Genomic DNA, 13,515 nt, shown 5'->3' on the forward strand with positions numbered 1-13,515 from the left:
GGTCAGATGGCTGCCGGTAGCGGGTCGCTGCCGATCTTGGACAGCAGGATCACCGCCTGGGTGCGGCTGTCGACGCCAAGCTTCTGCAGAATGGCCGATACATGCGCCTTTATCGTCGCTTCGGAGACACCGAGTTCGTAAGCGATCTGCTTGTTGAGCAGTCCTTCGGCCAGCATGCCGAGCACGCGCGTCTGCTGCGGCGTCAGCGTTTGCAGCCGCTTGATCAGATCGGATATCTCGGGATCGCGCTCGACACCGAGATCGATGCCCGTGGGTGCGGCGATGTCGCCGGCAAGCACCGACTGCACAGCGCTGCGGATCTCCTCCATGCTAGCCGATTTGGAGATGAACCCCGAAGCGCCGAGATCGAGCGCGCGCCTGATGGTCACCGGGTCGTCATGCGCCGATACCACCACCAGCGGCACCGTCGGATGGATGCCGCGCAGCGAGATCAGACCGGAAAGGCCGCTCGCGCCCGGCATCGACAGGTCGAGCAGCACCAGATCGACGTCCTCATTGGTTACGACCAGCGCCTTGGCGCTTTCGAAATCGCCGGCCTCGTGAATGCCGGCGACGTTGCCGATGCCGGCAAGCGCCTCTCTCAGCGCGCCGCGAAAAAGCGGATGGTCGTCGGCGATGACGAAAGTGTAGCCTGACGGCACATGGCCCTCCCCGAATCCCATTGATGATTGTCTGCTTCTTACGGGATCAGTCGACGATTATGCGGCGATATCAGCCATTTTCAAGCGGCAAGACTATGCGCCGGGTTTCTTCCGGTGACCGGTGCTCAGGTTTTTTGCGAATTGGGTTTGGCGCCATCTTCGCCGCTGTCCTTTTCCATGTCCTTGACGATACCCATGAAGCCGCGCAGGAAGCGCTCCATGTAGCTCATCGTCTTGTTGAAATCCTCTTCGCTGGGCAACGTCGACTCAAACCGGGCGGCCAGCGAGTTCTCGAGCTTGACGACGCGCTCGTCGAGCGCCTTCACCGAATTTTGCAGCCGGTCGACCTCGTCCTGGAAGGCGGCGCGTTCATCGGCCGCCATCTTGCAGACGAGCTGGCCGGCCCGCTCCTCGCAGATCGACATCGCACCGGTCTGCGTGTCCATGCGGACATAGCCGGTGGCCGATTTTTCCAGCCGGTAGCGGTTCGCTTCCTCGGAAAAGGCCGACGCCGCGACGAGCGAGACGAGCGCTGCGGGGATTAAGACGTGCTGCGGACGCATATTGTCCTCCATGGGCCAGTAGCGCAATTTATCGCATGTTTGCGCCGGAAATGGGGAAGAACTCTGGCGCACCCTTCCCCGCATGGTTGGTTCGGACTATAGCGCAATCATGTCTCAGATTATCTACAAGATAGTACCCGAACCGCTGTGGCGCGAGGCCGAAAGAAATGGCCGCTTCACCGGTGCGCCGATCGACGTCGCCGACGGCTTCATCCATTTTTCCACCGCCGGGCAGGCGAGGGAAACAGCTGCAAAACACTTCGCCGGCCAGACGGGGCTGCTGCTGGTCGCCATCGATGGAGCCAAACTGGGTGATGCGCTGAAATACGAAGTCTCGCGCGGCGGTGCGCTGTTCCCTCATCTTTACGGCCCGCTCGACCTGAAGGCCGTCGCCTGGGTGCAACCATTGCCGCTGGGCACCGACGGCCTCCACCAATTCCCGGCGCTGGAGGCCGAATGAGCGTGCTCGACCGGCTCGGCCAGAGGCTCCTGTTCGCATTCGATCCGGAAGCCGCCCACGGCCTGTCGATCGCCGCGCTGAAATGCGGGCTGCCGGTGGCCGGGCGACCGGTGCGCGACGACAGGCTGAAAGTCAGCGTCTGCGGCATCGATTTCCCCAATCCGCTCGGCATGGCTGCCGGCTACGACAAGAACGCCGAGGTTGCCGATGCCCTGCTTGGCCTCGGCTTCGGCTTTGCCGAGGTCGGCACGATCACGCCGCTGCCGCAGGCCGGCAACCCGAAGCCGCGCATTTTCCGGCTGACATCGGACGAAGCGGTGATCAATCGGCTGGGCTTCAACAATGAGGGTCACGAAGCCGCCGAGAAACGGCTTGCCGCCCGCAAGGGCCGTGCCGGCATCGTCGGCGTCAATATCGGCGCCAACAAGGACAGCGCCGACCGCGTCGGTGACTATGAACGCGGCGTTATCAGGTTTGCGCCATACGCGACCTATCTGACGGTCAACATCTCCTCGCCGAACACGCCCGGCCTGCGCAACATGCAGGCGCGCCAGCAGCTCGGCGAGCTCTTGTCGCGCGTCATGGCCGCACGGGCGGCAGCGGCCGCGCAGCCGCCGGTCTTCCTCAAGATCGCGCCGGACCTGGTCGAGGCCGAGCTCGAGGACATCGCCGCCGAGGTCACGGAGAAGCGAATTGACGGCGTCATCGTCTCCAACACCACGATTGCGCGGCCTGGCCTGCGCAGCGCCGGCCTTGCCGGTGAGCCCGGAGGACTTTCCGGAAAGCCGTTATTCGAACGCTCGACCATCGTATTGGCCAAGATGCGCAAACTGCTTGGCCCGGACCGCGCCATCATCGGTGTCGGCGGTATCGATTCCAGTGAGACGGCGCTGGAAAAGATCCGCGCCGGCGCCGATCTCGTCCAGCTCTATACCGGCATGATCTATGCCGGGCCCGCACTGCCGGGCCGCATTCTTTCCGGAATGGTCCGCTTCGTGAAAAAAGAGCGGCTCAAATCTGTCCGTGATCTGCGTGACAGCCGCCTCGACTTCTGGGCGTCGAAGCAACTGTAAATGCTCTAAAAAGCGTAGTGTCATAGTTCGAGATGCATCCGCTCACGACCCCTTTGGCTCATTCGTCCAGGGTCAATTGCGACTGACGATCCGCTCGCAGGTGGCGCCGCCGATAGCAGGCAACAACCCAAAAAGAAGCAACTGGGCAGTTCCGCCGACGCCAAAAATTGCGGAGAGAATGAACGCAGCGAGCAGCCCCAGCGCTGCGCCTAAGACATATGGCAGGTAACTTCGCACAAGCTTCCCCAGAACGATTGCTGCATCAAGCTGCCGAAAAAACGTAACGAAATCGACTGGAAGTGCAAGCGATCCGCTGACGCCAGAACTTATGGAAAATAGGATCGCTTTCCACCCTGCGCGAAAGTTGACCTAGGACACTGACTAAAACGCCGTCCGCAGCCGCAAGCGCAAAATGGCAAGCAGGCTGAAGCCGCGCACCAGCAGGAAGACATGCAGCGCCGCCCACAGGCCGTGATTGCCAAAGGCCGGCGCCAGGATGAGCAGGGCGGCGCTGAAGACGAGGAACGACAAGAGCATCATGTTGCGCATATCGCGCGACCAGGTCGCACCGATGAAGACCCCATCCATCTGAAACGCCAGCACGCCGCTGAGCGCGGTGAATGCCGCCCAAGGCAAATAGATGTCGGCAACGGCGCGAACATCTTGTGACGTCGTGATCAGTGCGATCAGATCGGTACCGCCCAGCAAAAGGACAAGCGTCGCCGTGGCCGCCAGCCCGAAACCCCAGAACAGGGTCAGCCGCACCGCCTGCCGGAATTGCATGGCGGCACGCGCGCCGATGGCCCGCCCGGCGAGCTGTTCGGCTGCCGTGGCGAAACCGTCGAGGAAATAGCCGGCGATAAGGAAGAAGTTCATCAGCACCGCATTGGCGGCCAGTGTCACCGTGCCGAATTGTGCGCCCTGGCGGGTGAACAGCGCGAAGGCGGCGAGCAGCGAGAACGACCGGATCATGATGTCACGGTTGAGCGACGCCATACGCAAGAATGCCGGCAGATCGAAGACGCGATGGCGCGGCAGCCGGGGTGCCGCCCAGAAACGCCTGATGACGATTGCCAGGCCGAGCAGCATGGCGACGAATTCACCGGTGACGGTCGCCCAGGCGACGCCGGCGACGCCCCAGCCGAGCTCCAGCCCCAGCAGGATGCAGAGCGCGATGTTGATGCCGTTCAGCACCAATTGCAGCATCAGTCCCAGCCCGCCCTCGCCGCGCCCCAGTACATAGCCGAGGATGGCGTAGTTGATCAGCGAGAACGGTGCCGCGAGCAGCCTGATGCGGATATAGACGGCCATCGCTTCGCTGACGCGCGGCTCGGCATCCATGAACCACTGTCCGGCGGTGGCGAACAGTGGCGCAAGGGCGGCAAGCACGATGCCGGCAACGATCGCGATCAGCACGGCACGCCAGAACACCGCCTGTTCCTCCAGTTCGTCGCCACGGCCGAGAGCCTGGGCGACGAGGCCCGTGGTGCCGGAGCGCAGGAAATTGAACGAGGTGAAGACGACGTCGAAGACCAGGGCACCCGCCGCCAGGCCACCGAGAAGGGCAGCGTCGCCAAACTGGCCGATCACCGCGGTGTCGACGATGCCGAGCAGCGGCGTCGTCAGATAGGCCAGCGTCATCGGCACCGCGATGGCGAGCACCGAGCGGTTGGTGACGACAAAGGACCGTCTGTTGGCCGTTGCTGACACCTGATCCAGGACCCGACCCTCATTGCGGCTTGCTCGAATGGCCGATGTGCCCCAGTTTCCCGACGCCGCGCAATCTTTCATCGCGTCATGGTCAACCGAAACCCGCTTCTGGCGCACCGACCGCTCATGCCACTGCAGATCGTTCATCATCCCGATTACGACGCCAGTTTTGCCGTCAACCATCGCTTCCCGATGAGCAAATACCCATTGCTGATGGAAGCCCTGAGAGCGCGCGGACTTGCCGGGCCCGAGGCGCTCAGCATGCCTAGGCCGGCGCCAGCATCATGGCTGAAGCTTGCTCATGCCGCCTCGTATGTCGATCAGGTGCTGGCCTGCGAAGTGCCTGAAAAGATCGAGCGCGAGATCGGCTTTCCGGTGAGTCCGCGGGTCTCGCTCAGGGCGCAGCTCGCAACGGGCGGCACGGTGCTGGCGGCGCGGCTGGCGTTGCTGAACGGCATCGCCTGCAACACCGCCGGCGGCAGCCATCATGCGCGGCGCGCGCAAGGCGCCGGCTTCTGCACCTTCAACGATGTTGCCGTGGCTTCGCTGGTGCTGCTCGCCGAAGCTGCCGCCCGCAACATCCTGATCGTCGATCTCGACGTCCATCAGGGCGACGGCACGGCGGACATTCTGGGCGATGAACGGCGCGTGTTCACCTTTTCCATGCATGGCGACCGTAACTATCCGGCGCGCAAGATCGCTTCCGACCTCGACGTCGCCCTGCCCGACGGCACCGGCGATGCGGCCTATCTCGAAAGGTTGGGCGGCATTCTGCCGGAACTCACCGCCAGAGCGCCCTGGGACATCGTTTTCTACAATGCCGGGGTCGACGTCCATGCCGATGACCGGCTTGGCAGGTTATCGCTGTCGAACGAGGGGCTGCGCGCCCGTGACGACATGGTGATCCGTCATTTCCGCGCGCTCCGCATCCCGGTCTGCGGCGTTATCGGCGGCGGCTATTCGACTGACGTGGCGGCGCTTGCCGCGCGCCATGCCATCCTGTTCGAAGTGGCATCAGGCTTCGCGTGAGGCCTGACCGATTGAGCATGATCCTTGCCGAACCGCAGGTTCGGGGCCATACCTATTTCCGGTAGTTGGCGATCCTGAGCAGGAGGAAGGCCGGAATGACGATCGCCGCGCCCAGCAGGATGTAGCCGAGGAAACGGTCAATGGCGCGGAAGCCCAGATTCCAGAGATCGACGAAGAAATTCCGGATGCCGTAGAGCACATCCACCGGCGACCAGCCGAAAGCGTTCATGACAAGGCCGACGAGGAACGATACCACCAGCAGCTTCAGAAGCACCCGGAGCGGCGTATCGCCGAGAAAGCGCGTCAGTGCGGACAAGGCGTGTCTCCAGATTCGGTTAACCCGATTCGGGTACAGGTTCAGAAATACGCACTTGCCGCGCTGGCATCAAGGTGGTCGCTGAATCCAGTTGCTCCGCACGGCGGTTTGCGGATTGTCTGCTCGCCGACCTTGACACTTATGTTGCAGCGCAGCAAAATTGGAGGACAGAGGGTAATCCGTTGATATTGATCTGCCAGACTCATCGCCCGACTATGGACGGACTGCGCCGTCTCGCCGTGACCTGCGAACACAGGGCTTCTTGAATGAAGTACAGGCGCGATATCGATGGCCTTAGGGCTGTTGCGGTGCTGCCGGTTGTACTCTTCCATTTCGGAATCTCGGCAATTCCAGGCGGCTTTACCGGCGTCGATATCTTCTTCGTCATATCCGGCTACCTGATCACCGGAAGTCTTCTGGACGACCTTGAACGCGGCCAATTTTCGATCGTCAGCTTCTACTGGCGCCGTGCCCGGCGCATTCTGCCGGCTCTGATCTTTGTCACGCTTCTCACCTGTATTGCGGCATTGTTCATTCTTCTGCCGTCAGATCTGCATGAATTCAGTCTCAGCGTCATAGCGGCCTCGACTTTCTGGTCGAACATCTATTTTTGGAAAACGTCAAATTACTTCTCCATCGATGCCGAGCTCCGACCGCTGCTGCATACGTGGTCGCTTTCGGTCGAGGAGCAGTACTATATCTTTGCCCCAATCCTGATGTTCCTGATCTATCGCTATTTTGCGAAGCGCTGGCTGACAGCACTCCTGCCGATCATACTCGGCAGCTTCGTGCTGGCGGTGATGGCGACATGGCTGGCGCCAAGCGCGGGATTCTACCTGCTGCCGACACGGGTCTGGGAACTCATGCTGGGCGCTGTGCTCATGCTGAAACGGCCCCCGCCGTTGAGCAATCGATTTCTTATGGAACTGGTGGGGCTGGCCGGATTTGGCCTTCTCGCCATCGGGTTCTTCGCGATTTCGGAGAGCGACCCGTTCCCGGGCTACAACGCTTTGTATCCGTGCCTCGGAACGGCACTCCTCATCTATGTCGGCCAAAACAGCCCCTCGACGATCGCTAGCCGCATACTCGAAGTCCGACCGCTGGTCTGGATCGGTCTCATCTCGTATTCGCTGTATCTTGTTCACTGGCCGATCAATGCGTTCGCGCACTATCTTTCATTGCAAAAACTCGACCCGTCGATGACCGTTGCGATGACGGTCGCAAGCTTCGCATTGGCTGCATTCTCCTGGAAGTATATCGAGCAGCCGTTTCGGCAGAAAAGGAGCTTCACCGCCCCGATGCCCATCTTCGCCTTTTCAGCCGGCGCGATCGCTCTTCTTTGCGTTGGCGGGGCGACCGGGGCGCTCGGCAACGGTTTTCCGCAACGGTTTCCGGACTATGCCCAACAGCGGATCCCTGTCGGGGACTGGCTCAAGGGCACCTGTTTCAACGAGGGCTCCAGCCGGATCGAAAGCTGGAACATCAAGGACTGCACACGCACTCGCGGCTTCCCTACAACCGTTTTGTTGTGGGGCGACTCGTTTGCCGCCCACTATGTTTCGGGCCTGGAGGCCAACATAAATCAGCTTCAGGCCAACGTCGTCGAATACACATACGCAGGCTGTCCACCAATCCTCTCTTACTTCTCCTATGCACGCCCGGATTGCATGCGGTTCAATCAGCAGGCCCTGAAAGTCATCCAGGACGCCGGCATCAAGACGGTTGTACTCAGCGGCCGGTGGACCGACTATGAGGCCAGGAGTTTCGACGGTCTCCAGCAAACGATCGATACGCTTCATGGCCTGGGTGTGCGCGTGTTTGTCATCGGCCAGTCTCCGCAGTTCATAACCGACGTTCGGAAAATCGCATTCTTCGCAAGGCGCGGAAATCTCAGTGATACGTCCTGGCCGATGGCCATGGATCCCGACATCAACAACCGCGTGCGCTCATTTACCAAAGGCGCCACCTTCATCGATCCGCTCGAATTCCTCTGTAGCGCAGGACGCTGCTCCTACGCCGACGCAGGCCAGTTTCTCTATTTCGACTATGGCCATTTCTCCTCGATAGGGGCCACGCGGGCCATTGCGAAATACTGGCCGGTGTTTGCGGTAGACGATGCCCTTGCCACGACGAAGTAGCGGCTGGCGGCGGGCAAAGCTCGAATGCGCGCTTAACGATTGCCCGAACGCCGGATTGCGTGGTAACGAGGCTGCTGCGCGGGTATGATGTAATGGTAGCTTGTCAGCTTCCCAAGCTGAACGCGCGGGTTCGATTCCCGCTACCCGCTCCAGCCGTCAGCCCACCTCTCTCTCAACCCACCTCCCTCAAGATAAAGTCGTGCAGCATCTTGGCTGCCGGCGACAGCACGCGATTCTTCACGGTGATCAGGCTGTAGGGCCTGACCTCGATGTCGAACTCGGTCTGGACGACGTCGATGGCGCCGGCCAGCCCCTCGGGATTCTGGATGAATTTCGCCACCTGAATCGACACCGGCGCGATGGCGTCCGACTGCGCGACCATGACCAGGGTCAGAAGCAGCGAACTGGTGTTGAGGATGCGGTCCGGCAGCGCGATGTTGCGGTTCAGGAAATTGCTTTCCATCGCTTGGCGCAGTGGCGAGCCGCCCGACTGGAAAACCCAGTCGTAGGCAGCGGTCTCCTCCAGCCGCACCGCCTTGCCCTTGGCGAGCGGGTGGCCGCGGCGCACGATCAGGCAGGCTTTTTCAACACCGATGACGCGGGCCTCGAACAGCCGTGGATTGAGGTCGTCGGGGATGCGCGCGATGATGAAATCGTGACGCGTGGCGATCAGCTCGCGCGCCAGCACATTGGAGGTCTCGACCTGCATGGTGATCTCGATACGCGGATAGATGCGCCGGATTTCGCGGATCGCCGGCACGGCGAGCTCGATCGCAGGGGCCGTCACCGCGCCCAGGAACACCGAGCCGCCCTTGCCCGCCTTGAGCTCGGATATCTCGCGGTCGACCTCACGCATCTCGAGCAGGATCGAGCGCGCGCGCCTCGCCAATGCCTTGCCATAGGGCGTCAGCGTGATGCCGCGCGGCAGCCTTTCGCACAGCTTGACGTCGAGCACTGCCTCCATCTCGGCGATCATCCGTGAGGCGGCGGGCTGCGAAATGTTCATGACCTGGGCTGCCGCGCTGACCCGGCCATGGTCGTCAAGGGCTGCGATCATGCGCATGTGGCGCAGGCTGAGGCCGCTGCGCAGCAGGATCTCTCCGTCGCCGGGGGGTTCTTCGTAACCGGCTGAAAGTCCATCAGGATTCCGCAGCGCCGCCATCGTCTTTTTCTGTCCCGCTCGTGGCCACCGGCAATCCGGCCAGGTCTTCGTCGGCTTTCAATATATCAGTTTCGGTATAGCAACCATCAAAGATCGCATTTGACAGTTATGGCAAAGAGCCACACCCTTTGCGCGTCCTGAAGCTTGACCGTCGCCAGCGAGAAAAATCGCATCGACTGGAACCAGAGTCTCAGGGCCGATTGGGAGGATACCGGAGATCGATATGACGGCAGCGGCGCGTTTGGCGCTCCTGCACGATCGCGCGGCCCACGAAACCCAGGGTGCGCGTCCATCAAACAGGGAGAGTTAATGTGAAGATCATCAAGACACTGGCCGCCGTCGCGGCCCTTGGCATCGCGGCCATGACGGTCCCGGCGCAGGCAGGCGAAGGCCTCGTCGGCGTGCTGATGCCCACAAAGACCTCGCAGCGCTGGATCAACGACGGCGACGCCGTCAAGTCCCAGCTCGAGGCTCTGGGCTACACTGTCGACCTGCAATATGCGCAGGACGATATCCCCAATCAGCTCAGCCAGCTGGAAAACGAAATCACCAAAGGCCCGAAGGCGCTGATCATCGCCTCAATCGACGGCACCACGATGTCGGACGCGCTGCAGAAGGCGGCTGACGCCGGCGTCGTCGTCGTCGCCTATGACCGCCTGATCAAGAAGACCGCGAATGTCGACTACTACACCACCTTCGACAATTTCGGCGTCGGCGTCATCCAGGCCAAATCGCTGCTCAAGGGCCTCGGCTATCCCGAAAACAAGGGTCCGTTCAACGTCGAGCTGTTCGGCGGTTCGCCGGACGACAACAACGCCTTCTTCTTCTACAACGGCGCCATGTCGGTGCTGCAGCCGCTGATCGACGACAAGACCCTCGTCGTGAAGTCCGGCCAGATGGGCATGGACAAGGTCGGCACGCTGCGCTGGCTGGCAGCGACCGCCCAGGCCCGCATGGACAATCTGCTCTCCGCCAACTACTCGGATGGCAGCCGCGTCGATGGCGTGCTCTCGCCGTATGACGGCCTGTCGCGCGGCATCATCGCCTCGCTGCGCGCCGTTGGTTACGGCACGGCCGACCAGCCCTGGCCAATCGTCACCGGCCAGGACGCCGAGACCGCTTCGGTCAAGGCGATCATCGCCGGCGAGCAGTACTCGACCGTGTTCAAGGATACCCGCGAACTCGCCAAGGCGACGGTCGAGCTCGTCGACAAGGTGCTCTCGGGCGGCAAGCCGGAAGGCCTCGACACCACGACCTACAACAACGACGTCAAGGTCGTCCCCTCGATCCTGCTGACGCCGCATGAGGTCGACAAGTCGAACTACCAGGCCCTCGTGGTCGACTCCGGCTACATCAAGGCCGAAGAGCTGAAGTAACCGCAGTTGCAAAGTCTGGGGTCCTGCGCAACGCAGGGCCCCTTTTCGTTAACCAGCGAGGCCGGTATGTTTGCCGATCTCGGAGGAGCTTAATTCCTGATGACCTCGACGATTTTGGAGATGCGTGACATCACCAAGACGTTTCCCGGCGTCAAGGCGCTGTCGAATGTCAACCTCAGCGTTGAGGAAGGCGAGATCCATGCCGTGGTCGGCGAGAACGGCGCCGGCAAATCGACGCTGATGAAGGTGCTTTCGGGCGTGTACCCATCCGGCACCTATGACGGCGAAATCATCTATCGCGGCGATGAGTGCCATTTCAAAGGCATCCACGACAGCGAGCGCCGCGGCATCGTCATCATCCACCAAGAACTCGCGCTGGTGCCGATGCTGTCGATCGCCGAAAACATCTTTCTCGGCAACGAGCAGGCCAGATTCGGCATCATCGACTGGAACGCCAACGAGACGCGCACCGGCGCTCTGCTCAAGAAGGTAGGCCTCAAGGAAGACCCAAAGACGCTGATTACCAATATCGGCGTCGGCAAGCAGCAGCTGGTCGAGATCGCCAAGGCGCTCAGCAAGGAAGTGAAGCTGCTCATTCTCGACGAGCCGACGGCATCGCTCAGCGAAAAGGACAGCCAGGCGCTGCTCGATCTGCTCCTCGAATTCAAGCGGCAAGGCATCACCTCGATCCTGATCTCGCACAAGCTCAACGAGATCAATCGGGTCGCCGACAAGGTCACGATCATCCGCGACGGGCGCACCATCGAGACGCTGCCCAAGAAAGACATCTCGGAAGACCGCATCATCACCTCGATGGTCGGCCGTTCGCTGGACGACCGGTTCCCGCCGCGAGAGCCAGAGATTGGCGAGACCGTGCTCGAGGTGAAGAACTGGTCGGTCTATCACCCGATCCATGCCGAGCGGCAGGTGATCAAGGGTATCGATATCAACGTCCGCAAGGGCGAGGTGGTGGGTATCGCCGGGCTGATGGGTGCTGGACGCACCGAATTCGCGATGAGCCTGTTCGGCCGCTCCTATGGCCGCCGCATCACGGGCGAAGTGCTGCTCAAGGGCAAGCCCATCGATGTCTCCTCTGTCAGCAAGGCGGTGGAACATGGCATTGCTTACGTCACCGAGGATCGCAAGACCTACGGTCTCAACCTAATCGATCATATCAAGCACAACATCACGCTGGCCAATCTTCCCGGCGTGTCGCGCCATAGCGTGATCGACGATATGCGCGAGCTTGCGGTAGCCAACGACTACAAGGCCAAGACCAACATCCGCTCGTCCAGCGTCTATCAGATGACCGGCAACCTGTCGGGCGGCAATCAACAGAAGGTGGTGCTGTCGAAGTGGCTGTTCGCCAATCCGGAAGTGCTGATCCTCGACGAGCCGACGCGCGGCATCGACGTTGGCGCCAAGTATGAAATCTATACGATCATCGCGCGTCTCGCCTCGGAGGGTAAGGCGATCATCGTCATCTCGTCGGAAATGCCCGAACTGCTCGGCATCACCGACCGCATCTATGTCATGAACGAAGGGCGTATCGTCGGCGAAATGGCGGCGAGCGATGCCAGCCAGGAAAAGATCATGCGCGCCATCGTTCGCGGAGAAGGAAAAGCATCATGAGCACCGAAAGCGCTCCCGTGCCGAAAAGCGGCGTCGCCGAAGATGTGCAGCAGGGGCCGCGCGTTGCCGTCTCGGCGCTGGTCACCAACCTGCGCGAATACGGCCTGATCCTGGCGCTGATCCTCATCATGGTGTTCTTCCAGTTCACGACGTCCGGAACGCTGTTCAAACCGGTGAACCTGAGTAACCTGGTGCAGCAGAACAGCTTCATCATCGTGATGGCGCTGGGCATGCTGCTGGTGATCGTCTCCGGCCATATCGATCTCAGCGTCGGCTCCGTCGCCGGTTTCATCGGCGCGCTGGCAGCGATGATGATGGTCATCTGGCCTCTCGGCCCTTTCAGCAATCCGCTGGTGGTGTCGATCATCTGCCTGATCGTCGGTGGCGCAATCGGCGCGGCACAAGGCTACTGGATTGCCTATCACCGAATACCAAGCTTCATCGTCACCCTGGCGGGGATGCTGATCTTCCGCGGCATCTGCCAGGCGCTGCTGGGTGGCGGGTCTTCCGTGGGGCCGCTTCCGGTCGGCTTCAAGGCGCTAAGTTCCGGCTTCATTCCGGACGTGATCGGCTCGTTGACGCTGATCCCGCCGGTCGTGAACGCCGCTGGCAAGACCATCGTCGGCAGCGGGCTGACGCTGCACATGACGACGATCGTGATCGGCCTCGTCGCTGTGCTCGCCTATGCCTATCTCGGGCTCAGGGCGCGGCGCAGCCGAGAGCGGCATGGCTATGAAGCCGAGCCCTTCCCGCTGTTTGTCGTCAAGACCCTGGTGATCAGCGCCCTGACGCTGTTCCTGGTCTACCAATTCGCCACCTACAGAGGTCTGCCAATCGTTCTCGTGGTGATGGGCGTGCTGATCGCGCTGTTCGTCTTCGTCACCAAACGCATGACGGTCGGCCGTCGTATCTACGCAATGGGCGGCAATGCCAAGGCGGCGCAGCTATCGGGTATCAAGACCGAGCGGCTGACCCTGATGGTGTTCATCAATATGGGCGTGCTCTCGGCGCTCGGCGGGCTGATCATTGCGGCGCGCCTTGGCCAGGCGGTGCCGGCGGCGGGCCTCGGCAGCGAGCTCGACGTGATCGCCGCCGTGTTCATCGGCGGCGCTTCGGCGATGGGCGGCGTCGGCCAGGTTATTGGCGCGGTGGTCGGCGGCTTCATCATGGGCGTGATGAACAACGGCATGTCGATCATGGGCGTCAATGTCGATTGGCAACAGGTGGTGAAAGGCCTGGTGCTGCTCGGCGCCGTGGTCTTCGACGTCTACAACAAGAACAAGGCTTGAGCCGGGAGAAACCTGGCCGGACGAGGAAACCATACGGGTCACATCGCGGCTGCCGGCAAGAGGCCGGTGCGAAGAAGTCTCCTGAGAGACCAGGCCAGCGAGCGC

General features: G+C 61.6%; 13 protein-coding genes and 1 tRNA gene. 8 read left to right on the forward strand and 6 right to left on the reverse strand.

What is annotated here, in order from left to right:
* Positions 1–2: 2 nt before the first annotated feature.
* Complete coding sequence (locus tag EJ075_RS05765; RefSeq protein WP_126103691.1) at positions 3–662, reverse strand: response regulator transcription factor; 660 nt, start codon at positions 660–662, stop codon at positions 3–5.
* Positions 663–787: 125 nt separating this feature from the next.
* Positions 788–1,225 (reverse strand): hypothetical protein, encoded by a 438-nt coding sequence (locus EJ075_RS05770; RefSeq protein WP_126103692.1) that lies wholly within the window; start codon positions 1,223–1,225, stop codon positions 788–790.
* Positions 1,226–1,334: 109 nt separating this feature from the next.
* On the opposite strand from EJ075_RS05770, the gene EJ075_RS05775 reads away from it, so the two are divergent.
* Both EJ075_RS05775 and EJ075_RS05780 read left to right on the forward strand, forming a co-directional pair.
* A complete protein-coding gene (locus EJ075_RS05775; RefSeq protein ID WP_164547042.1) occupies positions 1,335–1,685 on the forward strand; it encodes a DUF952 domain-containing protein in 351 nt (116 codons plus the stop codon).
* Positions 1,682–2,758, forward strand: coding sequence for a quinone-dependent dihydroorotate dehydrogenase (locus tag EJ075_RS05780; protein ID WP_126103694.1), 1,077 nt, complete (start codon positions 1,682–1,684; stop codon positions 2,756–2,758). Before EJ075_RS05775 ends, EJ075_RS05780 begins: the two co-directional genes overlap by 4 nt.
* A 381-nt stretch (positions 2,759–3,139) precedes the next feature.
* On the opposite strand, the gene EJ075_RS05785 is transcribed toward EJ075_RS05780, so the two are convergent.
* The gene (locus EJ075_RS05785; RefSeq protein ID WP_126107249.1) at positions 3,140–4,477 is read right to left on the reverse strand and encodes an MATE family efflux transporter; all 1,338 of its coding nucleotides are present in this window, start codon (positions 4,475–4,477) and stop codon (positions 3,140–3,142) included.
* A 117-nt stretch (positions 4,478–4,594) separates the two neighbouring features.
* Here EJ075_RS05785 and EJ075_RS05790 point away from each other — a divergent pair, with 117 nt between their 5' ends.
* A complete protein-coding gene (locus EJ075_RS05790) occupies positions 4,595–5,497 on the forward strand; it encodes a histone deacetylase (RefSeq protein WP_126103695.1) in 903 nt (300 codons plus the stop codon).
* A gap of 52 nt (positions 5,498–5,549) precedes the next feature.
* Here EJ075_RS05790 and EJ075_RS05795 read toward each other — a convergent pair whose 3' ends face one another.
* Positions 5,550–5,813 carry a DUF6460 domain-containing protein gene (locus EJ075_RS05795; RefSeq protein ID WP_095488019.1) on the reverse strand — a complete coding sequence of 88 codons (264 nt, stop codon included), beginning with the start codon at positions 5,811–5,813 and terminating at the stop codon, positions 5,550–5,552.
* 41 nt (positions 5,814–5,854) lie between these two features.
* Positions 5,855–6,253 carry a hypothetical protein gene (locus EJ075_RS33450; RefSeq protein WP_245329995.1) on the reverse strand — a complete coding sequence of 133 codons (399 nt, stop codon included), beginning with the start codon at positions 6,251–6,253 and terminating at the stop codon, positions 5,855–5,857.
* Between EJ075_RS33450 and EJ075_RS05800 the strand changes: the two genes are divergently transcribed.
* The gene (locus EJ075_RS05800; protein WP_245458175.1) at positions 6,152–7,951 is read left to right on the forward strand and encodes an acyltransferase family protein; all 1,800 of its coding nucleotides are present in this window, start codon (positions 6,152–6,154) and stop codon (positions 7,949–7,951) included. The genes EJ075_RS33450 and EJ075_RS05800 overlap by 102 nt on opposite strands.
* A 78-nt stretch (positions 7,952–8,029) precedes the next feature.
* A tRNA-Gly gene (locus tag EJ075_RS05805) sits at positions 8,030–8,103 on the forward strand.
* 20 nt (positions 8,104–8,123) lie between these two features.
* Here the strand turns inward: EJ075_RS05805 and EJ075_RS05810 are convergent.
* On the reverse strand, positions 8,124–9,113 hold the full coding sequence (locus EJ075_RS05810; RefSeq protein ID WP_095488015.1) for a LysR family transcriptional regulator: 990 nt from the start codon (positions 9,111–9,113) through the stop codon (positions 8,124–8,126).
* Positions 9,114–9,424: 311 nt separating this feature from the next.
* Here EJ075_RS05810 and chvE point away from each other — a divergent pair, with 311 nt between their 5' ends.
* The 3 genes from chvE to mmsB all read left to right on the forward strand — a co-directional run bounded on the left by chvE (position 9,425) and on the right by mmsB (position 13,410).
* Entirely contained in the window at positions 9,425–10,489 is a 1,065-nt protein-coding gene (gene chvE / locus EJ075_RS05815) for a multiple monosaccharide ABC transporter substrate-binding protein (RefSeq protein WP_095488013.1), read from the forward strand.
* A gap of 99 nt (positions 10,490–10,588) precedes the next feature.
* Positions 10,589–12,121, forward strand: coding sequence for a multiple monosaccharide ABC transporter ATP-binding protein (gene mmsA, locus EJ075_RS05820; protein WP_126103697.1), 1,533 nt, complete (start codon positions 10,589–10,591; stop codon positions 12,119–12,121).
* Complete coding sequence (gene mmsB, locus EJ075_RS05825) at positions 12,118–13,410, forward strand: multiple monosaccharide ABC transporter permease (protein WP_095488009.1); 1,293 nt, start codon at positions 12,118–12,120, stop codon at positions 13,408–13,410. Before mmsA ends, mmsB begins: the two co-directional genes overlap by 4 nt.
* Positions 13,411–13,515: the final 105 nt, after the last annotated feature.

The organism is Mesorhizobium sp. M6A.T.Cr.TU.016.01.1.1, assembly GCF_003952585.1.
GTDB lineage: Bacteria > Pseudomonadota > Alphaproteobacteria > Rhizobiales > Rhizobiaceae > Mesorhizobium > Mesorhizobium mediterraneum.